Source organism: Brevundimonas sp. Br13 (assembly GCF_055391505.1).
In genome coordinates, this window is sequence record NZ_AP044008.1 from 2,772,888 (window position 1) to 2,798,806 (window position 25,919).

At 66.3% G+C, this 25,919-nt stretch carries 19 protein-coding genes and 2 tRNA genes; 10 read left to right on the plus strand and 11 right to left on the minus strand.

Translation table 11 applies throughout. The features are described 5' to 3' along the window. Nucleotides 1–472: 472 nt before the first annotated feature. Genes ACZ5M6_RS13755 through ACZ5M6_RS13765 form a run of 3 tightly spaced genes read left to right on the plus strand, consistent with a single transcriptional unit; the run spans nucleotide 473 to nucleotide 5,412 of the window. Complete coding sequence (locus tag ACZ5M6_RS13755; protein ID WP_464158928.1) at nucleotides 473–3,139, plus strand: Rne/Rng family ribonuclease; 2,667 nt, start codon at nucleotides 473–475, stop codon at nucleotides 3,137–3,139. A 58-nt stretch (nucleotides 3,140–3,197) separates the two neighbouring features. Beyond that, nucleotides 3,198–4,598, plus strand: a complete 1,401-nt coding sequence (locus tag ACZ5M6_RS13760; RefSeq protein WP_152950658.1) for a M48 family metalloprotease — start codon at nucleotides 3,198–3,200, stop codon at nucleotides 4,596–4,598. Nucleotides 4,599–4,626: 28 nt separating this feature from the next. Beyond that, complete coding sequence (locus tag ACZ5M6_RS13765) at nucleotides 4,627–5,412, plus strand: DsbA family protein (RefSeq protein ID WP_183214790.1); 786 nt, start codon at nucleotides 4,627–4,629, stop codon at nucleotides 5,410–5,412. Between the two features lie 44 nt (nucleotides 5,413–5,456). Here the strand turns inward: ACZ5M6_RS13765 and ACZ5M6_RS13770 are convergent, their stop codons facing one another. From ACZ5M6_RS13770 to ACZ5M6_RS13785, 4 genes are all read right to left on the minus strand, one after another. Further along, entirely contained in the window at nucleotides 5,457–7,478 is a 2,022-nt protein-coding gene (locus ACZ5M6_RS13770) for a DUF3857 domain-containing transglutaminase family protein (protein WP_464158929.1), read from the minus strand. A 104-nt stretch (nucleotides 7,479–7,582) separates the two neighbouring features. After that, nucleotides 7,583–8,773 carry an elongation factor Tu gene (gene tuf / locus ACZ5M6_RS13775; protein ID WP_183217189.1) on the minus strand — a complete coding sequence of 397 codons (1,191 nt, stop codon included), beginning with the start codon at nucleotides 8,771–8,773 and terminating at the stop codon, nucleotides 7,583–7,585. Between the two features lie 52 nt (nucleotides 8,774–8,825). Continuing rightward, nucleotides 8,826–8,899, minus strand: a tRNA-Gly gene (locus ACZ5M6_RS13780). Between the two features lie 78 nt (nucleotides 8,900–8,977). Next, nucleotides 8,978–9,061 (minus strand) — tRNA-Tyr (locus tag ACZ5M6_RS13785). 148 nt (nucleotides 9,062–9,209) lie between these two features. Here ACZ5M6_RS13785 and rlmB point away from each other — a divergent pair. From rlmB to ACZ5M6_RS13800, 3 genes are read left to right on the plus strand one after another with little or no spacing between them, the layout of a single operon-like run. After that, complete coding sequence (rlmB, locus tag ACZ5M6_RS13790) at nucleotides 9,210–10,094, plus strand: 23S rRNA (guanosine(2251)-2'-O)-methyltransferase RlmB (protein ID WP_152950659.1); 885 nt, start codon at nucleotides 9,210–9,212, stop codon at nucleotides 10,092–10,094. Nucleotides 10,095–10,125: 31 nt separating this feature from the next. Further along, entirely contained in the window at nucleotides 10,126–10,938 is an 813-nt protein-coding gene (locus tag ACZ5M6_RS13795) for a TerC family protein (protein WP_464158930.1), read from the plus strand. Further along, nucleotides 10,935–11,264 (plus strand): rhodanese-like domain-containing protein, encoded by a 330-nt coding sequence (locus ACZ5M6_RS13800; protein ID WP_336967590.1) that lies wholly within the window; start codon nucleotides 10,935–10,937, stop codon nucleotides 11,262–11,264. The genes ACZ5M6_RS13795 and ACZ5M6_RS13800 overlap by 4 nt, the downstream gene beginning before the upstream one ends. On the opposite strand, the gene ACZ5M6_RS13805 is transcribed toward ACZ5M6_RS13800, so the two are convergent. Continuing rightward, entirely contained in the window at nucleotides 11,261–11,608 is a 348-nt protein-coding gene (locus tag ACZ5M6_RS13805) for a carboxymuconolactone decarboxylase family protein (protein WP_054766191.1), read from the minus strand. The genes ACZ5M6_RS13800 and ACZ5M6_RS13805 overlap by 4 nt on opposite strands. 65 nt (nucleotides 11,609–11,673) lie before the next feature. Between ACZ5M6_RS13805 and ACZ5M6_RS13810 the strand changes: the two genes are divergently transcribed. Continuing rightward, nucleotides 11,674–11,988 carry an ArsR/SmtB family transcription factor gene (locus ACZ5M6_RS13810; protein WP_152950662.1) on the plus strand — a complete coding sequence of 105 codons (315 nt, stop codon included), beginning with the start codon at nucleotides 11,674–11,676 and terminating at the stop codon, nucleotides 11,986–11,988. Between the two features lie 10 nt (nucleotides 11,989–11,998). Here ACZ5M6_RS13810 and metG read toward each other — a convergent pair whose 3' ends face one another. The 3 genes from metG to ACZ5M6_RS13825 are packed head-to-tail and all read right to left on the minus strand — an operon-like array spanning nucleotide 11,999 to nucleotide 15,562. Next, a complete protein-coding gene (metG, locus tag ACZ5M6_RS13815; protein WP_464158931.1) occupies nucleotides 11,999–13,699 on the minus strand; it encodes a methionine--tRNA ligase in 1,701 nt (566 codons plus the stop codon). A gap of 54 nt (nucleotides 13,700–13,753) precedes the next feature. Continuing rightward, nucleotides 13,754–15,112 carry an MATE family efflux transporter gene (locus tag ACZ5M6_RS13820; protein ID WP_464158932.1) on the minus strand — a complete coding sequence of 453 codons (1,359 nt, stop codon included), beginning with the start codon at nucleotides 15,110–15,112 and terminating at the stop codon, nucleotides 13,754–13,756. A 51-nt stretch (nucleotides 15,113–15,163) separates the two neighbouring features. Continuing rightward, a complete protein-coding gene (locus ACZ5M6_RS13825) occupies nucleotides 15,164–15,562 on the minus strand; it encodes a DUF1489 family protein (protein ID WP_184277801.1) in 399 nt (132 codons plus the stop codon). Between the two features lie 104 nt (nucleotides 15,563–15,666). Between ACZ5M6_RS13825 and ACZ5M6_RS13830 the strand changes: the two genes are divergently transcribed. Further along, nucleotides 15,667–15,957 carry a putative quinol monooxygenase gene (locus ACZ5M6_RS13830; RefSeq protein WP_316407369.1) on the plus strand — a complete coding sequence of 97 codons (291 nt, stop codon included), beginning with the start codon at nucleotides 15,667–15,669 and terminating at the stop codon, nucleotides 15,955–15,957. Here the strand turns inward: ACZ5M6_RS13830 and ACZ5M6_RS13835 are convergent. Beyond that, on the minus strand, nucleotides 15,954–17,945 hold the full coding sequence (locus ACZ5M6_RS13835; RefSeq protein WP_464158933.1) for an acetyl/propionyl/methylcrotonyl-CoA carboxylase subunit alpha: 1,992 nt from the start codon (nucleotides 17,943–17,945) through the stop codon (nucleotides 15,954–15,956). The genes ACZ5M6_RS13830 and ACZ5M6_RS13835 overlap by 4 nt on opposite strands. A gap of 99 nt (nucleotides 17,946–18,044) precedes the next feature. On the opposite strand from ACZ5M6_RS13835, the gene ACZ5M6_RS13840 reads away from it, so the two are divergent. Together ACZ5M6_RS13840 and ACZ5M6_RS13845 are read left to right on the plus strand one after the other, a co-directional pair. Then, nucleotides 18,045–18,656, plus strand: a complete 612-nt coding sequence (locus ACZ5M6_RS13840) for a TIGR02466 family protein (protein ID WP_191554268.1) — start codon at nucleotides 18,045–18,047, stop codon at nucleotides 18,654–18,656. Nucleotides 18,657–19,681: 1,025 nt separating this feature from the next. After that, nucleotides 19,682–20,875 carry a reverse transcriptase domain-containing protein gene (locus ACZ5M6_RS13845; protein WP_464158934.1) on the plus strand — a complete coding sequence of 398 codons (1,194 nt, stop codon included), beginning with the start codon at nucleotides 19,682–19,684 and terminating at the stop codon, nucleotides 20,873–20,875. A gap of 23 nt (nucleotides 20,876–20,898) precedes the next feature. Here the strand turns inward: ACZ5M6_RS13845 and clpB are convergent, their stop codons facing one another. Together clpB and ACZ5M6_RS13855 are read right to left on the minus strand one after the other, a co-directional pair. After that, nucleotides 20,899–23,487: an ATP-dependent chaperone ClpB gene (gene clpB / locus ACZ5M6_RS13850; RefSeq protein WP_464158935.1), complete on the minus strand. Its 2,589-nt coding sequence runs from the start codon at nucleotides 23,485–23,487 to the stop codon at nucleotides 20,899–20,901. A 152-nt stretch (nucleotides 23,488–23,639) separates the two neighbouring features. Further along, nucleotides 23,640–25,898: a TonB-dependent receptor domain-containing protein gene (locus ACZ5M6_RS13855; RefSeq protein ID WP_464158936.1), complete on the minus strand. Its 2,259-nt coding sequence runs from the start codon at nucleotides 25,896–25,898 to the stop codon at nucleotides 23,640–23,642. Nucleotides 25,899–25,919: the final 21 nt, after the last annotated feature.

The following is a 25,919-nucleotide window of genomic DNA, read 5'->3' on the forward strand; positions in this document are numbered from 1 at the left end:
CAGCGCGACCACCCATGACGCCTGCAAACCACTCCTACTGCGACTTCGGATCCATCATGCCAGAGGCTCGTATTCAGGGGGTTAAGGCCGAACACCTTTTAATTCGCATGCGGCGTGACTATGCTGTGAACCGTCCGCGAACCGATCGCGCCCTTTCGCCTGTGCGAATAGGGGTGCGCCCTCCTCGCGGCGCTGACTTTCACCAATCCGAGAACCGCCCCGGCGTCGCCGATGGTTCGAAGAGCGGACCAGGGTCGCGGCCTTCCCCCCAGGTTTGGCGCGCCCGGTTCAGGACCGACGACCTCCATGGGCCTTTCCGCCTGCCTTCCCCTACGGCTTGACCAAGCCTCTTTCGCCCTCCTCGGCGAAGGGAAGTCGCACGCGCCGGCCCCTACCCCCATTCGGCGAGCCGCCATGACCCTGCCCGGTGTTCCGGGACGGTCGGCCTGTGCGCGCCAGAGAGAGACTTTCCATGTCAAAGACCATGCTGATCGACGCGGCCCACCCGGAAGAAACCCGGGTCGCGATCGTAGACGGACGCCAGATTGAGGAATTCGATTTCGAATCCCGCGCGAAGCGCCAGCTTCGCGGCAACATCTATCTTGCCAAGGTCACTCGCGTAGAGCCCAGCCTACAGGCCGCCTTTGTCGAATACGGCGGCAACCGTCACGGCTTTCTGGCCTTCAACGAAATCCACCCGGACTACTACCAGATCCCCGTCGCCGACCGCGAAGCCATCATGGCCGAGGCGCATGACGACGAGGACGAGGACGATCTGGATCGGGAATCCACCGGCGACGACGTCGATCCGGAGGCCGCCCTGGCCGACGAAGAGCGGCTGAAGCGCCGGCTGATGCGCCGCTACAAGATCCAGGACGTCATCAAGCGTCGCCAGATCCTGCTGGTGCAGGTCGTCAAGGACGAGCGCGGCGCCAAGGGCGCAGCCCTGACCACCTGGCTGTCGCTGGCCGGCCGCTACTGCGTCCTGATGCCCAACACCGGCAAGGGCGGCGGCATCAGCCGCAAGATCACCAACACCTCGGACCGTCGCCGGCTGAAGAGCGCCGTCGCGGCCCTGGATGTGCCCAAGGGCATGGGCCTGATCATCCGCACCGCCGGCGCCAAGCGCACCAAGGCCGAGATCAAGCGCGACTATCAATATCTGCTGCGTCTGTGGGAGACGATCCGCGAGACAACCCTCGCCTCCCACGCCCCCTCTCTGATCTACGAAGAAGAGAACCTCGTCCGGCGCGCCGTGCGCGACATGTTCGACAAGGACTTCGACGGCATTCAGGTCGAGGGCGTCGAGGGCTTCAAGGAAGCGCGCGACTTCATGCGCGTGCTGATGCCCGCCCAGGCCAAGAAGGTTCACCTGTACCGCGGCTCGCGCCCCCTGTTCGCGGCCAACGGCATCGAAGAATTGCTGACCCAGATCCACCAGCCGGTCGTGCCGCTGAAGTCGGGCGGCTATCTGGTCATCAACCAGACCGAGGCCCTGGTGGCTATCGACGTCAACTCGGGCCGCGCCACCAAGGAACGCAACGTCGAACAGACGGCGTTCAAGACCAACCTGGAAGCGGCGGAAGAAGCCGCCCGCCAGCTGCGCCTGCGCGACCTCGCCGGCCTGGTCGTCATCGACTTCATCGACATGGATGAAGGCAAGAACAACCGCACGGTCGAGCGGGTGCTGAAGGAGGCCCTGTCGACCGACCGCGCCCGCATCCAGATGGGCCGCATCTCGCCCTTCGGCCTGATGGAGATCAGCCGCCAGCGTCGTCGCCTGGGCGTGATCGAGGGCGCAACCGAGGCCTGCCCGCACTGCCAGGGCACCGGCCGCATCCGCTCAGCCGAATCCGCCGCCTTGATGACCCTGCGCGCTGTCGATATCGAGGCCGGCAAGAACGGCGCGGGCGTCGTGGTGCTGAAGGTCTGCACCGCCGTCGGCCTTTACATCCTGAACCACAAGCGCGCCTATCTGCAGTCGCTGCTGGAGCGTCGCGGTCTGAACGTCATCGTCCAGATCGACGACAGCCTGGGCCAGGGCGAACACAATATCGAGCGTACCGAGACCAACGAGGACTTCGTCGCGCCCGAGATCGAGATGCCCAACCTCGACGACGATTTCGACGCCTCCCTCTATGAAGACGAGGATGAGGAGGACGACGAAGAGATCATCACCGACGACGAGGACGACGATCTGGACGCCCTGGACCGCGAGGACAGCGACGATGACGAGCCGCGCGAGCGGGCCGAACGTCACGACGGGGGCGGTCGCGGACGGAACCGTCGCCGTCGTCGCGGCGGGCGTCGCGACGAGGAAGGCGGGGAAACGGACACCGCCGATACGATGGATGTCGCCGACGCCTCGGACGATGAGGACGATGAGAACGGTCGCCGCCGTCGCCGTGGCCGCCGCGGCGGGCGCCGGGTGCGCGAGGACGGCGAGCGCGACGTCTACAGCTGGGTGCGCGGCCGCACGCCGTCGCTGGACAATCCCTATGTCTGGTTCGATCCGCTGAATCCGGGACGGCCAGAGCCCCGCTCCGACCGTGCTGAGCGCGGCGATCGCCCCGCGGCGGCCGAGGCCGAGGTTGAAGGTCTGAACGTCGTCGCTGCGGCAAGCGGCGGCGAAGAGGGCGGACGTTCGCGGCGCCGTCGCAGACGCGGTCGGGGCCGAGGCGGCGACGCCCAGGACCTCAAGGCGGACGCCGCCGTCGCCGAAACCGCCGACGAGACCCCGCAGGCGGCGGTCCTGACCGAGACCGTCGCCGCCGAGGCTCAGCCGGAGGCGCAAGCCGAACCGCAATCCGCCGTACAGCCCGAGCCGCAGCGCCGTCGCGTGCGCCGCAAGACCGCCGCCGCCCCAGCCGTCGCGACGCCGGCCGAGGCGGAGGTCGAGGTCGAAGTCGAAAGCGAAACGCCAGCCGCCGCCGTCACGCCTGAGCCTGAACCGGTCCAGCCGGAAGCGACGCCGACGGCGGTCGAGGCCGACCAGCCGGTGCTGACGGCCGCGACGGCGGAGTTGGAAACCTTCGAGGCGCCCAAGCCCGAGGTCGATATCGAAGCCATCATCGCCGAAGACCCCAATCAAATCGTCGCCCCGCCTGAAAAGCCCAAGCGCGGGTGGTGGCGCCGCTGATCGGTCACGATTAAGCTGTCAGGATGCAGGCGGGGGCCGGTCGTTTTTGGAGTACGCCATGACGTGGCTTCCCCGATCCGCATCCCGCCTTCTGACCGCGGCGGCGGTGGGCTTTGCAGCCCTCGTCGCCGCCGGTCAGGCCTCGGCCCAGAGCCTGATCCGCGACACCGAGATCGAGGGGATCATCCGCGAATGGGTCGATCCGGTCTTCGTCTCCATGGGTCTGAACCCGTCCGACGTCGAGGTTCTTCTGGTCAATGACAATGAGCTGAACGCCTTCGCCACGCGCGGGCGGATCATGGGCGTGAACACCGGCCTGATCCTGCGGACCAAGAACCCCAATGAGCTGTTGGGCGTGATGGCGCACGAGGCGGGCCATATCAAGAACCGCCACACCCAGCGCGACGGGGCCCAAAACGCGGCCAAACAGCCGATGTTCATGACCATGGCCCTGGGCGCCCTGGCCATCGCCGCAGGCGCGCCGGATGCGGGCGTCGCCCTCTTGGGCTCCAGCCAGTATTTCGGCACGATCGGTGCCCTGCAATATATGCAGAGCCAGGAGGGCGAGGCCGATCTGACCGGCGCACGCGCCCTGGAGGCGGCCGGTGAATCCGGCGCGGGCCTGGTGTCCTTCTTCGAGAATTTCCGCGCCCAGGAGGTCTTCTCCGACGCCCGCCGCTATCCCTATTTCCGCAGCCACCCCCTGTCGTCGCAGCGGATCGAATCCCTCCGGCGTTTCGTGCAGGACCAGCCCCATTACGACCATCGCGACAGTCCCGAGCGGATGGCCCAGCACGCCCTGATCCTGGCCAAGATCCACGCCTTCATGGACCCGCCCAACACCACCCTGCGGGCCTATCCGTCTTCCGATGTCAGCCTGCCCGGCCGCTACGCCCGCGCCATCGCCTGGTATCGGGACGGCCAGACCGACAAGGCGCTGACGGCTGTGGACGCCCTGATCGCCGAAGACCCTCAGAACCCCTATTTCGCGGAACTGAAGGGCCAGATCTATTTCGAAGAGGGCCGCCCGACCGAGGCCGTAACCGCCCACCGCGAGGCGGTGCGGCTGAAGCCTGACGCCCCCCTGCTGCGGATCAACCTGGCCCACGCCCTGATCGGCACAGAGGACCCCAAGAACCTCGACGAGGCCATCGACCAGCTCAAACACGCCACGGTCGCCGAGCGCGAGAACACCATGGCCTGGCGTTTGCTGGGACAGGCCTACGCCGCCCAGGGCAAGGAGGGCGAGGCCCGGCTGGCGACCGCCGAATACTATTTCGCCGCCGGCCAGGAACAGCAGGCCACCCAGTTCGCCCTGCGGGCCCGCAGCATGCTGGACCCCAACTCCATTGAATGGCGCCGGGCGGTGGATATCGTCCTGGCGTCCGGCGCGACGCCCGATGATCTTTTGGACCTCGATCGCCGCGAAGCCGGCCGTCGTCCCGCCACCCTGAACTGATCCCCCTCCCCGCCTGTTGCGAGACTTCATGACCCACGACGCCCCCGCGCCCGAGACACCCGCCGCTCCGCCCGCCCCGGCCCGGCGGATGAACGGGGCCGTCGCCGGCTATGTCGCCCTGGGGGTGTCGGTGGTCGCCCTGGGCCTGGCCGCCGCGCCCTATCTCGGCGGCGGGTCCAGCGATGTCCGCGCCTATCTCCTGGAACATCCCGAAGTCCTGCAGGAAGCCAGCCTCGCCTTGCAGGCCAAGGAGGGGCAGGCCCGGGTCGATGAAACCAACCAGGCCGCCGCCGCCAACGCCGCGCTTCTGGCCCCCGACCGCCGCGACCCCGCCTTCGGTCCGGCCGACGCCAAGGTCACGGTGATCGAATTCTTCGACTTCCGCTGCCCCGGCTGCAAGGCGGTGGCGCCCCAGTACCGCGCCCTGATGGCCGCGCATCCGGACGTCCGGTTCGTCTTCAAGGATTGGCCGATCCTGGACCGGGGAGAGGACATAACCTCGCAATACGCCGCCCGCGCCGCCCTGGCCGCCCATCAGCAGGGCAAGTATCTCGAGGTCTATGACGCCCTGATGACCGAGCGGGCCCTGACGCCAGAGGCCATCGACCGCATCCTGGTCGAACACGGCGTCGATCTGGCCCGCGCCAAGGCGACCTTGGCCGCACCTGACACCACCCGCCACATCGCCGACATCCACACCACGGCCGCCGCCCTGAAGCTTCAAGGCACCCCGACCTTCTTCGTCAACGGCAAGGCCGCCGCCAGCATCGACCCGGCCGAAATCGCCCGCATGATCGAGGCGGCGAAGCGATGAGGTTCAGGGCGCCAGCGGGCTGAAGCCCGACAGCACGCCGCGGATCAGGCGGCCTGCAGCAGCAAGCGCAGGGCGCCGAAGGCGAAAACCAGCCCAAGCACCAACAACCAGCTTTTCCAGCCCGTCGCGCCGGTCGACGGGCTCTTCAGCTTTCCGGACCTGTTGGTGGCGAGGTCGAAGCTGACGCCGTTGGACGCCCGCATTTTCTGCAAGAAGGCGAAGTAGTCCTGAACCGCCTCGACCGGAACAATGCGGCGTTCGACATCGACTTCGATCAGATGTCGCCCCTTGTATTCATCCAGCCATCTGAACTCGCTGACGCCGTGCACGCCTGGCCCCTCGAAACGCAGCCGCCACGGCGTGATCTGTGGTTTTATGGGGAAGACGAAGAGGCGTTCCGTCCTGACGATGCGCGGCGATCCCAGATCGATGGGCTGGTCGCGGCGGGGACGGTACTGGGTCTTCAAGGTCTCTCCGACCACGTCGTCGCGGGACTCGAAACGGACGCCCTTGTCGCCCCCTTCATTGACCGCATAGGGCCTGTGAACCCGATATTGCTCAAGGACCTCCAGCCGGTTGGCTGCGGGATCGTCGCTCCAGATCAGCGGCTCCAGCTCCGATAGCTCGCCATAGGCCGACTCCAGCCCTTCGCGCATCCGCAGGCTGACGCCGTCAGCCCCCTCGTTCTCACGCCAGCGACGCATGTCGTCGGCGCGCCAGTCTCGATAGACGGTCCTGAGCTTGAGCTCGGCCGGATCAGTGGCCTTGTGACCGAAGGTCCAGTGCTCCGTGGTCTCGCAGATCATTTTTCGTGCCGCTTCCGGAATCTTCTCCAACTCCGCATCTTCGGCCAGCGGCAGGCCGACCTTGTAGGGCGGGCGCGTCAGATGGGAGAGGCTTCCGAACTGCGGCGAACAGGTCGGGTCGAACCACCAGGCCTGTCCGTCGACCTCCACCCGCACGATACAGTGGTCGAAGGCCGTTGCATGGGGCAGCGCCTCGGCCAGCCCCTCGCGCAACTGCGTATTCACCAGGGCGGGACAAGCCTTGAAGCCCAGCCGCGTGAGAATGGCGACGAGAAGACGAGACGCGTCCTTGCAGTCGCCATACCGGCTGTCCCAGATGTCCCTGATGGTGCGTGGACGAAAACCGCCCGCGCCCACGCCGATCGAATGATACCGCAACAGGCGCTGGACATATCTCAGCGCCTCCGCGACGCGCCCCTCAGCCGTGTGGGGTGCGGCGGCCATTTCGGCGACCGCGTCTTCCAGGCCCGCCGGCAGAACGTCCGTCGCATAGGCCTCGCGAAACAGGTCGGAGACGTCCGACCAGGTCATGCTGTCGGCGATGTGGACCTCGGCGTGGCCGACAAAGGATGCGGGCGTATCCGCGTCATAGATGTAGACCGGCGCGTCGATCATGCGCCAGCGCAGTTGGCGCACCCCGTCCTCGACCGTGTCCTCGACCGGCGGAACCGCGCCCCGGGTCTGCATCGCGAGGCGCCGGTCCTCGGGAGCGCGAAGGCGGCAATCCGTCTCGATCGCAGGCGACGACCACTGTAGGCGGAAGTGCTGACTTAGGCGTCCTGCCAGGGCTGGATTGGCCCCGACGATGCTGAAGGCTGTTTCGACGACATCGCCGATGCGCACATCGGGAATGATCATGTGCGCCGTCAAACGACCGTCGTACATGGCCCGTTCGAGGTTCAACTCCCGCCGCAGCAGTTCAAACGCCGCCGGACTGGCGGCCTCCCGGCGCACTCCATCCCGCAAGACACTGGCGGTATGGACGACTAGATGTTCGTGAGCGGGATCAAACGTAATCTCGAAGCTGGCGCAGGTCTGAAGGCCGTCGCCGCCGGTCACCTTCTGCACCAGGCGGGAGCTATAGACGGGAACAGGTCCGCATACGTCCACCAGGGTCTCAGACAGGATGTAGCAGACGCCCCTCTTGCTCAGCGCAAACGGATCCCGATCGCCCAGGTCGATCGCACGCTGCGGAAACGTCTGTGGCGGCGGGGCGAACCTCAGCCGCGCGGTCTTATAGTCCTCGTCTCCGTAAGCCATTGGATCTCCCCCAGGCTTCACCGTAGAGCAACGGGACCGAAAGCAAAACGGCCCCCGGATTTCTCCGGGGGCCGCTGAGGTCTTCGGGTCGTTTGGACCGTCGATTACTCGACGATCTTGGCCACGACGCCGGCGCCGACGGTGCGGCCGCCTTCACGGATGGCGAAGCGCAGGCCCTGGTCCATGGCGATCGGGGTGATCAGTTCGACGTTCAGCTCGGCGTTGTCGCCGGGCATGATCATCTCGACGCCTTCCTTCAGCTTCACGATGCCGGTCACGTCGGTCGTGCGGAAGTAGAACTGCGGACGATAGTTGGTGAAGAACGGGGTGTGACGGCCGCCCTCTTCCTTGGTCAGGATGTAGGCCTCGGCCACGAACTTGGTGTGCGGGGTGATCGAACCCGGCTTGCACAGAACCTGACCGCGCTCGACGTCTTCACGCTTGGTGCCGCGCAGCAGAACGCCGACGTTGTCACCGGCTTGACCCTGGTCCAGCAACTTGCGGAACATTTCAACGCCCGTGCAGGTCGTCTTCTGGACCGGACGGATGCCGACGATCTCGACTTCTTCACCGACCTTGATGATGCCCTTCTCGACGCGACCGGTCACCACGGTGCCGCGGCCCGAGATCGAGAAGACGTCTTCCACCGGCATCAGGAACGGCAGGTCCACCGGACGTTCCGGCTGCGGGATGTAGCTGTCGACGGTTTCCATCAGGGCCAGGATGCGCTGCTCGCCGATCTCCGGGTTCACGCCGTCGGTCGCGGCCTTGGCCGAACCCTTGGTGATCGGAATCTCGTCGCCCGGGAACTGGTACGAGCTCAAGAGCTCGCGCACCTCCATCTCGACCAGCTCCAGCAGCTCTTCGTCGTCGACCAGGTCGACCTTGTTCATGAAGACCACCAGGGCCGGCACGCCCACCTGACGAGCCAGCAGAATGTGCTCGCGCGTCTGCGGCATCGGACCGTCAGCGGCCGAAACCACCAGGATCGCGCCGTCCATCTGCGCCGCGCCGGTGATCATGTTCTTCACATAGTCGGCGTGGCCGGGGCAGTCGACGTGCGCATAGTGACGGTTCGCCGTCTCATATTCCACGTGCGCCGTGTTGATCGTGATGCCGCGCGCCTTCTCTTCCGGCGCAGCGTCGATGTCGGCGTAGTTCATCGCCTTGGCGCCGCCGGCCTTCGCCAGCGTCATCGTGATCGCCGCCGTCAGCGTCGTCTTGCCGTGGTCAACGTGACCGATCGTGCCGATGTTGCAGTGCGGCTTCGTGCGTTCGAACTTTTCCTTGGCCATGGCCAAACTCCTGATGGCCCGGGTTGAGGGGCGCGATGCTGATCTAAAAACCTGGAGCGGGTAGACGGGATCGAACCGACATCCTCAGCTTGGAAGGCTGCTGCACTACCATTGTGCTATACCCGCGCGGAGACTGCGGAAGTTCCGGGGAACGCCGCAGCCGATTCCTCTCCGTCGTCCTGATCCGTCGTGTTCGAAGGCGCGTGGTGGGGGAAGAAGGACTCGAACCTTCGAAGCTTACGCAGGGGATTTACAGTCCCCCCCCTTTGCCGCTCGGGACATTCCCCCAACGCGCCTTGTCGAACCGCCGGACCCCTCGTTCCGCCCATAATCAAGCGGGACGAAACAAAAGCCTTCGGCATGTCGCCTCCTCTGCGATAGAGGGGGCGCCCAGACCCGAAAGCCCTTGGGGCTCCAAATCGGAGGGCGTCTTATAGTGTCGTCGAAATCAGAACGCAACGACCGTAGAAGCGGTAAAAAGCCAATCCCAGCAAACCCATCTTCCGGCCCGCGGGAAAGGGGCCAAAAGCCTGTCGCAAAAGGCTTTTCCGGCCGAGATGATGCGAGCCGAACCCCGCGTTCGCCCGATCGCGGCAAGGCGGACGCCGATAATTTTCTGTGGGGCCGTCACCCCGTCCTCGCCGCCCTGGCGAATCCGGCGCGGCGCGGCATGGGCCGGTTGCTGGCCACGCCCGAGCGCGCCGCCGAAATCGAGGAGGGCCGATTGGCGCACGGCCACAAGATCGAAGTGGTCGAGGGCCAGATCCTGACCCGCATGCTGCCGCCCGGCGCCGTCCATCAGGGCCTGGCCTTCAAGGTCCAGCCGCTGGAAGGAGTGTCGCTGGACGATCTGGCCGATCCGGCCCAGGGGGTCATCGTCATGCTGGACCAGTTGACCGATCCGCAGAACGTCGGCGCCGTCTTCCGCTCCGCCCTGGCTTTTGGGGCTCGGGGGATCGTCGTTCAGGATCGCCATGCGCCCGCCCTGGCCGGCGCCCTGGCCAAGGCGGCGGTCGGCGCCACCGAACGCCTGCCCCATGCGCGAGTGACCAATCTGTCGCGCGCCCTGGAAAGACTGGCGGATCTGGGCTGGCGCGCGGTCGGCCTGGACGGTTCGGCCGACCAGACGCTGGAAGAGGCGCTGGACGCCCAGCCGACGGTCCTGGTCATGGGTTCCGAAGGCGACGGCATCCGTCGTCTGGTGGCCGAACATTGCGACGTCCTGGCCAAGATCCCCATGCCGGGCGGATTCGAGAGCCTGAACGTCTCCAATGCGGCGGCCGTGGCGCTTTATGAGGCTGCGCGCGCGCAACGCGGCTGACAGACGGCGCGGGCGAGGTTAAGGAGCGGCCATGGAATTCCTCTCTTCTCCCGAACTCGCCAGCCAAGCGACCGCGCTGGGCCAGGTTCTGCTGATGGATCTGGTCCTGGCCGGCGACAACGCCGTCGCCGTCGGCCTGGCCGCCGCCGCCCTGCCCCAGGAGCAGCGCAAGAAGGCCATTCTGATCGGCCTGGCCGCCGCCGTGGTCATGCGCATCGGCTTCGCCCTGATCACCGTGCAGCTGCTGGCCCTGGTCGGGCTGCTGCTGGCGGGCGGTCTTCTGCTGCTTTGGGTCTGTTGGAAGATGTGGCGCGAACTGCAGGAGCAGCGCACCCACGATCAGGCCGAGGCGGAAAAGGAGCTGGAGCTCGCCCTGAGCATAGAGCACGGCGCCGGCCCCTCGCCCGAAGAGCTTGGCGTCAAGCGCAAGTCGTTCGGCGCCGCCCTGCTCCAGATCATGATCGCCGACATCACCATGTCGCTGGACAATGTGCTGGCCGTCGCCGGCGCCGCCCACGAACATCCTTGGATCATGGTCTTCGGCCTGATCCTGTCGATCGCCCTGATGGGGGTTGCGGCGACCTATATCGCCCGACTGCTGCACCGCTTCCGCTGGATCGGCTATTTCGGTCTGGTCGTGGTCTTGTACGTCGCCCTGCACATGATCTGGGACGGCGCGCGTCAGGTGGTGGTCCGCACCGGCAATATGGAGCAGTTCAACGCCTCGGCGCCGGCCTTCATCGAGATCAACCCCGAGGAAGCCGCCAAACATCTGGGTCAGAAGCGCGCAGAAGACAGCGCGGTTAAAGCCCCGGCCGAGCCTGCGTCGGTTCCGGCCGCATGACGGTCGCGACCGTCACCGTTGAAGAGGCGGCGGCCTGGCTTCAGTCCGGCGAAGCCGTGCTGATCGACGTGCGCGAGGCGGACGAGTTCGCCGCCGCCCACGTCGAGGGCGCGATCCTGGCCCCGCTCAGCGCCATGCCCGCAGCCTGGCAGGCGCTGGACCTTCCGGCCGACCGCAAGATCGTGGTCATGTGCCTGAAGGGCGGTCGCAGCCATCAGGTCTGCGCCTTCATCGGCCCGACCGGGCCGGAGGGTCAGCCGCTGTTCAACCTGACCGGTGGGATCCAGGCCTGGTACGCCGCCGGTCTGCCGATCATCGAGGGTTAGTCGGCCTCGGCGAACTGGTCGTAGGCGCGCAGGGCGTCGGCGGCGTACATCAGGGCCGGGCCGCCGCCCATATAGACCGTCATGGCCATGACTTCGGCGATCTCGTCGCGCGTCGCGCCCAAATCCTTCAGCGCCTTGGCATGAAAGCCGATACAGCCGTCGCACCGCTGGGACACGCCGATCGCCAGGGCGATCAGCTCTTTGGTCTTCTTGTCCAGGGCGCCGTCGGCGGTCGCCGTCTTGGCCAGTTCCGAAAAGGCCTGCATCGGCCCCGGCTGCGCCCGGCGCAGTTCACCGATATAGGCCGAGATATCGCGCGTCAGCGCCGTATAGTCCTTGGCCATAACGGCCTCCTTTTCAATTTCGATATTTATGATATGATCGAAATATGAAATGTAAAGACCGACCGATGACCGCTGTCTTCGACGGCCTTCCGGCCCGAGCGGATCAGGCGGCGGCGTTTCTGAAGGGGCTGGCCAGTCCGCACCGGCTGCTGATCCTGTGCGCCCTGGCCCAGGGAGAGCGCAACGTCTCCACCCTGATCGCCGAGACCGGCATGGCCCCTACATCCATGTCCCAGCATCTGGCCAAGCTGAAGGACGAGGGGGTGATCGACGTTCGCCGCGACCACCGCACCCTGACCTATTTCATCGTCCATCCGGCGGCGGTTCAGGTCATGGACGTGCTGCACGCCCATTTCTGCGGGAGCCTGCAGGCGGACTGAGGCGGTCGCCCTACTCCGCCCCGCCGAAGCGTTCGGACCATTCCGCCACCTGGGCGTCTTCGATCTTGGCGAACAGCACGCCCTGAGCCTCGACCTTGCCGCCGACCGGCAGACGGTTCAGCAAGTCCTCGTCCGCTGCGGGCCAGCTGAGATCGGTCGAACCGACCGAGGCGGCGATCTTATCAGCCGAAAAGGGCAGGATCGGCGCCGCCAGCCGGGCGAACAAGGCCACCAGATTCAGGCCGGTGCGCACGCCCACCGCCGCCCTGTCGCGATCGGTCTTCAGAGCGGTCCAGGGGGCCGCGACCTGCAGATATTCGTTGCCCAGCACCCAGGCGGCGCGGACGGCGACGGCGGCCTTGCGGAACTCCATCGCCTCGAACTGTTCGGTCGCCTCGGCCACGGCGGCCCGGATGTCGGCCTCCAGCTTAATCTCGACCGGTCCCGCCTCGCCGCCCTCGGGCACCACGCCGTCGAACTTGGACTCGGCGAACTTGACGATCCGATTGACGAAATTCCCTAGCACATCGGCCAGGTCCTTGTTGGTCGAGGCCTGGAAATCCTCCCAGGTGAAGGCCGAATCCGCGTGCTCCGGCCCATAGGCCGTCAGGCGCCATCGCCAGTAGTCGGCCGGCAGCAGCTCCAGCGCCTGGTCCATGAAGACGCCGCGCTTCTGGCTGGTCGAGAACTTGCCGCCATACCAGTTCAGCCAGTTGAAGGCCTTCAGCTGGTCCACCGTCTTCCACGGCTCGCCCGAGCCGATGATGGTCGCGGGGAAACTGACCGTGTGAAAGGCGACATTGTCCTTGCCCATGAACTGGACGTAGCGGACGTCGTCCGCCCCCTCGTCCAGACGCCACCAGTCGCGCCAGGTCCGGCCCGTAGCCTCGGCCCACTCCTCGGTCGCGGCTATATATTCGATGGGGGCGTCGAACCAGACGTAGAAGACCTTGTCCTCCATTCCGGGACGCGGAACGCCGTCCTTGGTCACCGGCACGCCCCAGGCCAGGTCGCGGGTGATGCCCCGGTCGATCAGCCCCTCGTCCAGATGCTTGTAGGCGATGGACTTGGCCAGCGTCTGCCAACCGGTCTTGCCGTCGACCCAGGCGCGGATCTGGGGCTCGATCCTGGTCTGAAGCAGATACAGGTGACGGGTGTCGCGCACCTCCAGATTCTTGGAGCCCGACACGGACGAGTAGGGATCGATCAGGTCGGTCGGGTCCAGCAGGCGGCCGCAGTTGTCGCACTGATCGCCGCGCGCGCCGACATGGCCGCAGTGGGGGCAGGTTCCCTCGACATAGCGGTCGGGCAGGAAGCGGGCGTCGTCGATCGAATAGATCATCCGATCCACCCGCTCCTCGATCAGGCCGTTCTTCTCCAGGGCCTCGGCGAAATGCTGGGTCAGGCGATGGTTCTGCGGGTTCGACGACCGGCCGAACCAGTCGTAACTAAGGCCGAAAGCGTGCCCTGCGGCCTTCTGGATTTCGTGCTGCTCGTCGCAATAGGTGCGCACATCCTGGCCGGCGGCGGCGGCGGCCAGCTCGGCCGGGGTGCCGTGCTCGTCGGTGGCGCAGATATAGAGGACCTCATGCCCCTGGGCCCGCTTGAACCGCGCCCAGACGTCGGCCGGCAACATCGAGCCCGCCAGATTCCCCAGGTGCTTGATGCCGTTGATGTAGGGCAGCGCCGAGGTGATGAGGATGCGGGCCATGATCGTCCAGGAGTTCGGGGAAGCGCAGGGATATAGAGCGGCGGCGCGGTTTCCTCAAACGCCTTGCGGCAGACGGCGCGCAATACGGATGAAACGCCCGGTCAGCAGGGTCGAGGACGCCAGGCTCGCGATCACCACCGCCCAGACCAGGCCGTTGACGCCCATCTGGTGGGCCAGCACCCAGCCCAGCGGCATCATCACCGCGCCATAGGCGGCGAAATGCAGGATGGTGGGCCACCAGACGTCGCCCGCCGCGCGGTTGGCCTGGGCCGCCACGACCTGGATGCCGTCCGCAACGAAGAACAGCGTCGCCAGCACCAGGGCCGGCGCCGCGATGGCCAGCAGGGCCGGATCGCGATTATAGGCGCCGACGATCAGATAGGCGCTGGGCCAGACCAGCAGGGCGACCACCAATGTCAGGGCCGTCACGACGCCCAGCCCCACCAGCCCGGCGCGCATCACCCCTCGCCCGTCGCCGGCGCCATAGCTGCGGCCGACCAGCACCGCCGTCGCCGACGACAACCCCATGGGCAGCATGAAAACGATGGCCGAGACGTTGAGCACGACCGCCCAGGCCGCCGTCTCCGCCGTGCCGATCTGACCGGCGAAGAAGGTGAAGCCCGAAAAGGCCCCGACCTCGATGAAATAGGAGGCCCCGGCGCCCAGGCCGACCTTGACCTGTTCGCGCGCGGCCTTGGGATCGCGCTCGGGCTTGTCGAAGATGCCCAGCGCCCGCGCCTCGGGCAGACGCAGGATGTAGATCACCAGGAAGATCGCCAGCGCCGCCCGCGCCCCGAACGTAGCCCAGGCCGAGGCGAAGGCGCCGTCGAAGCCGAAGCCCAGAAGGTCCGGCACCAGCACGATGTTCAGCGCCAGATTGACCCCGTTCGCCACCCACATGGCGACCATGCCGGGCTTGGGCCGGCCCAGAGCCTCCAGGAAGAACTGGCCCGTCACCGAGATCAGATAGAAGGGCATGGACAGGGCGAAGACGATCAGGGCAGGCCCGGCGCCTTCCGCCAGACCGTCCTCCAGCCCCAGCTTGCCCAGCCCCCACGGGCCGATGGCGATCAGGGCGATCATCGACACCACCCCGATCTGCAACGAATAGGTCAGGCCGCGACGCAGCACCGAGCCGACCGCGTGCCGACGCCCCTCGCCCAGCGTCCGCGCCGTCATCACCTGCACGCCCAGCATCAGGCCCACCGCCGTCGTCACCACGATCGACGTCGGCGCCCAGGCCAGCGAATGGAACGCCAGTTCCCGACTGGAATAGTTGCCCACCACGATGGCGTCGGTCAGCCCCATGGTCATGATGCCGATGCGCGCCAGAATCACCGGCCATGCCAGGTTCAGCAGGTCGCGGAAGGCGGTACGGGTCTGGGGGCTGAGCGCGATCATCGGACGCGGCACAGGCCACGCCGACCCGTCGGGGTCAACTCCCAAAAACGTTGAGGACTTGGCCTACCAGGCGCCCAGTTCGCGAAGCTGACGCACCAGTTCCTCCGGGGCCTCGCCGGCGTCGAGGTCGGTCAGATCGACCGGCGCATCCTTGGGCTCGAAATAGCGCCAGCCCTGGAAGGGTCGCCGGGCCATGGGCGCCGTGCGGATGACCTTGGGTTCGAGCGTGATCTCGCATCGGCTCTGCTTGCCCTCGCCCAGGGTGGCGATGTCCAGCACCGGCTGGCGACAGACGATCGTCCCCTTCACCACCCAGTAAAGCGAGCCACCGTCCTCGATCTCGGTCGCCCGTTTCGGCGTCATGCGTGTGTGGACGACGAGCGCCCCGCCCCTGGCGGCGCGGGCCTCCAGCCATTCGACGTCCGGCACCCCGACGCCCAGCTTGATCATATGAAGCGGCATGGCGCCCACCTAGAGCCCCTTAGGCGCATTGGCCAGATTCTTAATCTTAGGCCCCTAACCATTCTCCGGCGCAGTTCACTTCGCCTAGCGCGCTTAGGACCAGTATGTACGGATTGATTACCCGCCTGACGGCCCATGCCGGCCGCCGCGACGAACTGGGCCTCTGCCTGCTGGACCCCAATGTGAAGCGACCAGGCTGCCACAGCTACGTGGTGGCGCACGACGTGAATGACGCCGACGCCCTGCTCGTCACAGAGGTCTGGATGAGCAAGGCCTCGCACGATGCCTGGTTCAACACGATCCGCGAATCCAGGGTGATGCGTCCGGCGCTCGGCCTGATCGCGCTGTGGGGCGATACGGTCGTGACACGCCCGATCGGCGGCGTGGGGCTTTAGTCCGCCTTCACGACCGCCAGCACGGCCGCCTCGACGACCTGATCGCCAAGAGACGCGACGCTTTCCACCACGCCGTCGAACGGCGCGGTCAGGGCGTGTTCCATCTTCATCGCTTCCAGCACCACGACCGGCTGGCCCTTCGTCACCGCATCGCCGGCCTTGACCGGCGTAGCCACGATCTTGCCCGGCATGGGCGCGCGCAGGGAGCCATCGGAAGCGGATCCGTCATCCGATCCGCGCGCATTGCTGGCTTTTGTGACAGGCCAAGCGTCACCCTGCTCGAAGATGACGCCCTCGACGCCTGACAACGCTCCGGCGTAACCGAAACTTACGCCGTCACCGACGACTATCCGGTTTTCATCGGCGCGGCTGACAACCATTCTGCCATCAGCCTCGATTTTCCAGCTGAAATCTCCGCGCCCGGTAGTCAGAACCGAGCCCTCGACACTCTTGCCGTTGATCTGCGCCTGAAACAGCGCACGTGAAGGTCCATTGAGGCGGAAACCAACAGCCGCGCTGTCGGAATCTGTCGACCAAGGTGACCGATACTCGCCCAGTTGCGGCGCCAGATGTTGATTGTCGGCGATAAGGTTCAGTGCGGCGATCCGAGCGTCCGAAGACGGCCCGTCGCCTAGCAACGCCGCCTCCTCCGCCGCGATAAAGCCCGTATCCACGTCGCCGGCGACGAAGCGCGGGTGCTCCAGGCAGCGCTTCAGGAAGCCCGCATTGGTCTTGACCGGCCAAACCTCGACCTCGCCCGCCGCCTCGGCCAGGCGCGCCGCAGCCGCCTCGCGGGTGTCCTCATGGACGATCAGCTTGGCGATCATCGGGTCGTAGAACTGGCTGACTTCGCCGCCCTGCTCCACGCCCGTATCGACCCGAATCCCGTCCGGCATGACGAAATGGTCCAGCCGCCCAATCGACGGCAGGAAGCCGGTCGCCGGATCTTCGGCATAGAGGCGCGCCTCCATGGCCCAGCCGTTCAGGCGGATCTGATCCTGCTTCAGCGGCAGGGGCTCGCCCGCCGCCACCCGGAACTGCCATTCGACCAGGTCGACGCCGGTCACGCTCTCGGTCACCGGGTGCTCGACCTGAAGCCGGGTGTTCATCTCCATGAACCAGACGCCGTCCGCCTTCAGCCCGTCCGAGGCGTCGGCGATGAATTCGATGGTCCCGGCCCCGACATAGTTGACCGCCTTGGCCGCCTTGATCGCGGCCCCGGTCACGGCGGCGCGCACGGCCTCGCTCATGCCCGGCGCCGGCGCCTCTTCGATCACCTTCTGGTGGCGGCGCTGGAGAGAGCAGTCGCGCTCGTACAGATGCACGACGTCGCCGTGCCGGTCTCCGAACACCTGCACCTCGATATGGCGCGGGCGGGTGATGTAGCGTTCGATCAGCACCCGGTCGTCGCCGAAGGCGGCCGCCGCCTCGCGCCGGGCGCTGGCCAGGCCGGCGGCGAAATCGGCCGGATCATCGACCCGTTTCATCCCCTTGCCGCCGCCGCCCGCGACCGCCTTGATCAGCACCGGATAGCCGATCCGCGCCGCCTCGGCCGTCAGGGTCTCTTGCGACTGGTCCGCGCCCTGATAGCCGGGCGTCACCGGCACCCCGGCCTGGATCATCAGTTCCTTGGCCGCGTCCTTCAGCCCCATGGCCCGGATCGAAGCCGGGTCCGGCCCGATCCAGATCAGCCCCGCCGCCGCCACCGCCTCGGCGAAGTCGGCGTTTTCGCTCAGGAAGCCATAGCCGGGGTGGATGGCCTCGGCCCCCGTCGCCTTGGCCGCCGCCAGCACCTTGGCCCCGTCCAGATAGCTCTCACGCGCCGGCGCCGGCCCGATCAGCACCGCCTCGTCCGCCGCCCGCACATGCAGGGCCTGGGCGTCGGCCTCCGAATAGACGGCGATGGTGCGAATCCCCATCCGCTGGGCGGTGCGGAAGACGCGACAGGCGATTTCGCCGCGATTGGCGACAAGGACGGACTTGAACATGCCCCGGTCTTAGCCGGATCGTGCGCCCCTGCCCAGCGGTTCTCCCCGGCTGCGACGGCGAGGCCTTGCGCCCCGCGCCAGACCGGCTATCCCGGCCCCATGTCCCTGCGCCCCCTCTTCGTCACCCAGGTCTATGAAGCCTCCCTCGCCGAGGGAAGCGGCTGGCCCGCCTTCAACGCCCAGCTGATCGAGGTGGTCCGCATGATGGCCGAAGAAGACGCCGCCGGCCGCCGCTGGTGCCGCGACAATGCCTATCGCGGCTACACCTCCTACGCCTCTCTGAACGACCTGCCCCAGCGCTTCCCCGAGTTCGCCGAGCTGAAGCGCCACCTGGACCGCCACGCCCTGGCCTATGCCCAGGCGCTGAATTTCGACCTGGCCCGCAAGCCGCGTCTGGACAATCTGTGGGTCAATATATTGAAGCCCGGCGGCGGCCACACCAGCCATATCCACCCCCACGCCTATCTGTCCGGCACCGTCTATATCGACGTGCCCGACGGCGCCTCCGCGCTGAAGCTGGAAGACCCCCGCCTGCCCTTCATGATGGCCCGCCCCGGCCTCACCGACGACGCCCCCGAGGCCGAACGCCCCTTCGTCTATCTGCGGCCCCAGGCCGGGACGGTGCTGATGTGGGAAAGCTGGCTGCGCCACGAGGTGCCGACCAACCAGGCCAAGTCCGACCGGATTTCGATCAGCTTCAACTACGCCTGAGGCGCCCGTGGGCGACACGGACCTTCCCCCGCCTGCGGGGGAAGTGTCAGGCCGTGGCGCGCAGCGACACGCCTGACGATGGGGGAAGTCTTCCTTTTTGGCGACACTTCCCCCTCCGACCCTGGTCCGCTACGCGGACGCCGGGGATGGTCTCCCCCGCAAGCGGGAGAGGGTCTTTCGCCTATGACCCGGCGTGGGGGCGATCCGCATCGTGCGGCGTCCAGAGCCCCTCCACCCCCGCGCAAGCGGCGCGGCGGTCCCCCTCCCCGCAGGCGGGGAGGAGACGGTGCGCCGGCCCTTGCCTGTCTCCTCCCCATGAAATGGGGAGGCGGCGCGACGCGAAGCGGCGTGACGGTGGGGTTCTACGCCGCATCACCAGCATGCGCCCGCCTCGCGACCCTCAGGCGCGTCCGGAGGATAACGAAAGGCGAGCATCAAGCTTAACCCGCCTACTTTGGAGCAACGCGACTATGTGCTAAGCAGCTTTTAGGTCTGATTTGCTTCTGAATCGGGCCTTCGTCGCCTTCTCAAAGTGTCGATCGTCGCGGCCGCAAGGTTCGAGGCGGGCGCCACGGAAACCGGTTTGGACGGGGATGCGGATCACGCGTCGTCGTCGGGATCGTCATCAAGGGAAGGATGCACGATGCCGGATATGCGTAACCAGGATCAGGCTAGTGGCGAAAATGACGGAGGCGGGTCCGAAGGGGACGCTTTTCGCGCCAAGGCTGCATCGCGTTCACGATTTGTTCCATTACGAACGGGGCGAATCCGCGTTACAATCGCGAGAGGGATCGTAATTTTCGCGGTCCTGTTTTCGACTTCGAGTGCAGGGTGGGGATTCTCCCAAACTGATCGAGATCGATCACTCGTCAAAGTGTCGATCGTCGCGGCCGCAAGGTTCGAGGCGGGCGCCACGGAAACCGGTTTGGACGGGGATGCGGATCACGCGTCGTCGTCGGGATCGTCCACCTACCGTATTCCCCGGGGGAGCTCACCTGGAACCTCGGGGGAAGTAGGAGGTGGCAATGACTAGACGTTTACCTCGCGCATTTTCAGATTCTTGCCTGCGAGAGACATGGCGTGGAAGCCGTGATGGTAGGGGCTACAAGCCCGGCGGGCCTGGCATCGACCGCGTTACCGCCGATCAGTTCGGAAGCCATCTCTCGAGCAATTTGGCGCGCATACGACATGAGATTGGGCAGGCGCGGTATCGCCTGTCCCCTCTAAAACCGCACCTGCTCGTTAAAGGAACAGGCTTTCGAGTTTTAGCGATCCCCACAGTTCAGGATCGCCTCGTACAACGAGCTGTCGTGGAGCATTTAAATGCCGATAGTCGCTTTAGCGTCGCTACGCCGATCAGCTTTGGCTTTCGCCGAGGGTTCGGCATTGAAATGGCGCACACTCGAGCACTGGAACTTCGGAAGCTAAAGCCGTGGGTGTTGAAAGTAGACATCATCCAATTCTTTGACAGACTGGATCGATCAATCCTGCGGCAGAAAATCGCGCCTATACGTTCCCCGGCGGTCAGAGATCTTCTTACACAAGCGATCAATTGCGAAATCGACAAACGGTTCGCGTCACATGTCGCACAAGCAGAAGCCAACGGCATCAGGGTCGGAGAGGGGCTTCGGCAAGGTATGCCTCTGTCCCCTGTTCTGTCGAATTTGATGCTCAAAGAGTTCGACGTTGCTATCAGCCGGGCGGGGCTGTCCGCCGTTCGCTACGCTGACGATATTGCCGTGTTCTGCCAAAGCCGACCCGACTGCGTGACAGCACTAGAATTCATCAAACAAGAGCTTGGGCGTCTTAAGCTTGCAGTCCCAGATCTCGGTGGTTCCAAAAGTGTGATCTACGGGCCGAGCGAAGACGCCGAATTCCTTGGTCTTGAGATGCGCCGAGACGCCACAGGATACCACCTCGTCGCCCCCTCCAAGAAGCTCTCGCAGATCGCGGAAAAAATGAGGTCAATCGCTTCTGTCGAAGAGTGTATCAAGCGGAAGAGAACAGTGGCTCATATTTCGCAGACCTTGGACTCGATGATTGCCGGTCACAAGGGCGCTGTGTCTCTTGTTAAAAACGGCGATGACTTCCTAAACCGTCTGATTGCTGAACGAAAGAAAGCGCTGAACGAATTGCTGTCTGAGATACTTGGCGCTGATGTTCTTGAGAATCTTGGAGAACAAAAGAAGGCCATTCTAGGATTCAACGACTTTGAATGAGAACGGCCTTCTTAAGTACTATCTCAATGCACCCGCGCCTTCCCGATCTCCAACCCGCCCTCGCCGGCCGTGACCGCAATCACCCCGCCGTCCTCGATCTCGCCGGCCAGCAGTTTGCGCGCAATCGGGTCCACCAGCTCCTTCTGGATCACCCGTTTCAGCGGCCGCGCCCCATAGGCCGGGTCGTAGCCGCGGTCGGCCAGCCAGGCCAGGGCGGCGTCGTCCAGGTCGAGCGTCATGCGGCGGTCGGCCAGCAGCTTTTCGAACCGTGACAGCTGGATCCGCACGATGCCGCCCATCTGGTCGCGGCCCAGGCGGTGGAACAGGATGATCTCGTCGATCCGGTTCAGGAACTCGGGCCGGAAGTGGGCGCGGACGGCGTCCATGACGAAGGGGCGGACGGCCTCCACATCCTCGCCCTCGCCCTGATCGGCCAGATACTGGCTGCCCAGGTTGGAGGTCATGATGATCAGGGTGTTGCGGAAGTCGATGGTGCGGCCTTGCCCGTCGGTCAGGCGGCCGTCGTCCAGCACCTGCAACAGCACGTTGAAGACGTCGGGGTGGGCCTTTTCGACCTCGTCGAACAGGACGACCTGATAGGGGCGGCGACGCACGGCCTCGGTCAGGGCGCCGCCCTCGTCATAGCCGACATAGCCGGGAGGGGCGCCGATCAGGCGGCTGACGCTGTGCTTCTCCATATATTCCGACATGTCCAGCCGGGTGATGGCCGCCTCGTCGTCGAACAGGAAGTCGGCCAAAGCCTTGGTCAGTTCGGTCTTGCCCACGCCGGTCGGGCCCAGGAACAGGAAACTGCCCAGCGGCCGGTTCGGGTCGTTCAGGCCGGCGCGGGCGCGGCGCACCGCGTCGGAGACGGCGGCGAGCGCCTCGTCCTGGCCCACCACGCGGGCGGACAGGGCCTCCTCCATCTTCAGCAGTTTTTCGCGCTCGCCCTCCAGCATCTTGTCGACCGGCACGCCGGTCCAGCGGCTGACGACGGCGGCGATCTGTTCGGCGTCGACCACCTCGGGCGTCAGGGGGCCGGATTTGTCGGCCTCGTTCGCCTCGGCCTCGGCCAGCTGTTTCTCGATCTGGGGGATCTGGCCGTAGGCGATCTCGGACGCGCGACCCAGATCGCCGGCGCGCTGGGCGTTGGTCAGCTCCAGACGCAGGCGGTCCAGGGTTTCGCGCAGCTGGGCGCCCTGGCCGACCTTTTCCTTCTCGGCCTTCCACTGGGCGGTCAGGTCGTCGGACTGGCCTTCCAGATCGGCGATCTCGTCCTCCAGCTTCTCCAGCCGGTGTTGAGAGGCCTGGTCGGTCTCCTTCTTCAGGGCCTCGCGCTCGATCTTCAGCTGGACCAGGCGGCGGTCGATCTCGTCCAGGGCCTCGGGCTTGGAGTCCACGGCCATGCGCACGCGGCTGGCGGCCTCGTCGATCAGGTCGATGGCCTTGTCCGGCAGGAAGCGGTCGGTGATGTAGCGGTTCGACAGGGTGGCGGCGGCGACGATGGCGCTGTCGGAAATGCGGACCCCGTGGTGGACCTCGTACTTCTCCTTCAGCCCACGGAGGATCGACACCGTGTCCTCCACCGTCGGTTCGGAGACGAAGACCGGCTGGAAGCGGCGGGCCAGGGCGGCGTCCTTTTCGACGTGCTTCCTGTATTCATCCAGGGTGGTGGCGCCGACGCAGTGCAGTTCGCCGCGCGCCAGGGCGGGTTTCAGCAGGTTGGAGGCGTCCATGGCGCCGTCGCCCTTGCCGGCGCCGACCAGGGTGTGCATCTCGTCGATGAACAGGACGATGCCGCCCTCGGCCGCCGAGACCTCGGACAGCACGGCCTTCAGCCGCTCCTCGAACTCGCCGCGGTATTTGGCGCCGGCGATCAGGCTGCCCATGTCCAGCGCCATGACGGTCTTGTCGCGCAGCGATTCGGGCACGTCGCCGTTGACGATGCGCAGGGCCAGGCCCTCGACGATGGCGGTCTTGCCCACGCCGGGTTCGCCGATCAGGACGGGGTTGTTCTTGGTCCGCCTCGCCAGGACCTGGATGGTGCGGCGGATCTCCTCGTCGCGGCCGATGACCGGGTCGATCTTGCCGTCGCGGGCGGCCAGGGTCAGGTCGCGGGCATAGCGTTTCAGGGCGTCATAGGCGTCTTCGGCGGCGGCGCTGTCGGCGGTCTTGCCCTTGCGGACGTCAGCGATGGCGGCCTCCAGCTTGTCGGCGGTGACGCCCGAGGCCTTCAGCACCTCGGCGGCGGTTCCGCCCTCCTTGGCCAGGGCCGCCAGCAGGCGTTCGGTGGTGACGAAGGCGTCGCCGGCGGATTTTGAGGACTCTTCGGCGGCGGCGAAGACGCGGGCGGTGTCGCCGTCCAGATAGAGCTGACCCGAGCCGCCGGTGACCTGGGCGCGCTTCTTCAGCGCGGTTTCGACATCGGCCTCGGCGCGGCGGGCGTCGCCGCCGGCGGCGGTGATCAGGTTGCGGGCCAGGCCGTCCCGCTCCTCAAGCAGGACCTTGAGCAGATGTTCGGGGGCGAACTGCTGGTGACGACGGGCCAGGGCCAGCGACTGGGCCGACTGGACCGCCTGTTTGGCGCGGTCGGAATAGAGATCGAGATTCATAGGTGTCCCCTCATCAGGCGGATTTCGCCCGCGCCGCCCTTTCAGGAAGCGACGACACGGGTCTGTGAAATCCAGATGGTGTGACCCGTCGGGCACACAAGGGGTGGCGGGCGGGAGATTTCACCCCGCCCGCTCAGAACCGTCCGAGGGCGTCAGCCGCCTGTCGGACCGGTCGAGAAGTCGAACTGTTCCGGCTGGCGGCGCGGCCCGCCGAAGTTCCAGGTCAGGCCGACGTAGAAGGCCCGCAGCTTGATGTCCTGCTCCGAGCGTTCGCGGAACTGCGGCGTTTCATAGATCGTCGTGGTGTTGAAGGTGTTGAACAGGTCGCGCGCGGTGAAGTTGAACGACAGCTGCTCGTTCAGCTTGCGACGATAGCCCAGATTGACCATGCCGCCGGCCTCGCGCCGCCCCTGGGCCAGAAGACTGTCGCCCTGCCAGAAGCTGGACAGTTGGACGAAGTCCTTGGCCGTCGGCTGCCAGTTCAGGCTCAGGCGTCCGCTGGCCAGGGTCGCCTCGCGGTCTCCGCCGCCGACCACGGCGCCCGAGTCGATCTCCTGACGGAAGACGTTGACCCCGGCGCTGTAGCGCAGGGTCGACAGCAGGCGCCCGTTCGCCGTCGCCTCGACGCCCACGTCTTGGCGCGAGCCCAGGTTTTCGGGCCGGGTCAGGAAGACGCCGCCGCCGATGTCGGTCGCCACATCGGTGAAGGCCTTGTCGGTGTTCCGAAGATAGGCCGTCGCCTGATAGAAGCTCTGCCCCTTGCGCATCTGCCACATGGCCTCGAAGCTGTCGGTCTCCTGCGGCTCCAGATCCGGATTGCCCGAGCGGACGTTCAACGGGTCCTGATAGACGACAAAGGGGTTCAACTGGCTGGGCTGGGGCCGCTGGATGCGGCGCGAATAGCTGGCGCGCAGCGTCTGTTCGGCCGACAGCTGATATTGCAGATGGGCCGTCGGATAGGCGCGGAAATAGTCCTGGGACGCCGAGGCGCCGCCGGTCAGATCCTTGATCTCGATGTCGGCCTGTTCCAGGCGCAGCCCCAGCTGGGCCGACAGCTTCTCGCCCAGAGGACGTTCGTAGGTGGTGTAGAGGGCGTGCACCGTCTGCTCGGCCTCGAACCGGTTGTTCAGGGCCGGGACGGGCGTCAGGGCGGCCTCGGACGGGCCACGCAGGAAGCCGGCGTCCTGCTCGGGCCGCTGAAGGTTCAGCTCATAGCCCAGGCGCAGCTTGCCGCCGTCCGACATCGGGCGGGTATAGGCGCTGGTGAAGCCCCAGGTGACCTGATCGACGTCAGTCCGAGTGCGCTCGTACAGGGCCGCCGCCGCCGGCGTCAGGAAGGTGGTCAGGGCCTGGCTGGTGTTTTCATTGCTGTTGGAATCGTAACGCAGTTCGTTGGACCATTCGTGGCCGTCGCCGTCGAAGCGACGCAGCACGCGGGCCGTGGCGCCCCAGTTGGCGAAGTCGAAGTCCGACGATCCCTCGCGCCGATAGGCGTTCGTCACCGCCCCGCCCGCGTTGCGCGTTTCGAACAGGCTGGAGGCCGAGCCTGTGCCGTCGAAGGCGACGCCGCGCAGTTCGCCGGTGATCTGGGTCTTGTCGTCCAGCTTGTATTCGGCGGTGAAGCGGCCAAAGGCGCCGTTCTGCTCGGACTCGATCGGCTGATCGACGGTGGTGGTCGAAACCACGGCGCCGGTGGTCGGGTCCAGTTGCTCGCGCGTCCGGGTGAAGCTCAGCTCCGTCGGATCGGACCGATAGCTGACGTCGCCCGACAGGGTCAGTCGGTCCTTCTGCCAGGATCCGCTGAGGCCGGCGTTCCAGCGGCCGTTGTCGCCGACGTTCGCCCGCACCGAGCCGGTGGATTGCGTACCCGGCTTGGGCGCCGTCGGCTTGGTGATCAGATTGATGACCCCGCCCGACCCCTCGGGGCTGTAGGCGGCCGAGGGGTTGGTCATCACCTCGATCCGCGCATATTGGCTGGCGGGCAGTTGGATCAGCGCCTGCCCGCGACCGGGGCCGGTCAGAATGCCGGACGGGCGGCCGTCGACCAGAATGGTGACATTGGCGTCGCCGCGCAGGGAGACATTGCCCTCCGAATCCACATCGACCGAGGGCACGTTGCGCAGGGCGTCGGCCAGGCTGCCGGTGGTCGCCTGCAGATCATTGGCCAGGCTGTAGCTGACGGAATCGATCGAGGTGCGGACGTCGTCGGCGCGCGCCGTCACCGTGACGTCGCCGACCGTCGCCGGTTTGTCAGAGGCGGCCGGCGCCTGCCCGGCCGGCGTCTGGGCCGGTCTCTGCTGAGCAGGCGCGGGCGTCTGCGACGGCTGCGGCGTTTGCGCTTGGGCCAGGGCGGCGGCGGGCAGCACGGCCCAGGCCGCGCCGAGCAGCAGAACGAGTTTGGACGACGTCATCCCCGATGATCCTGAAGGTGC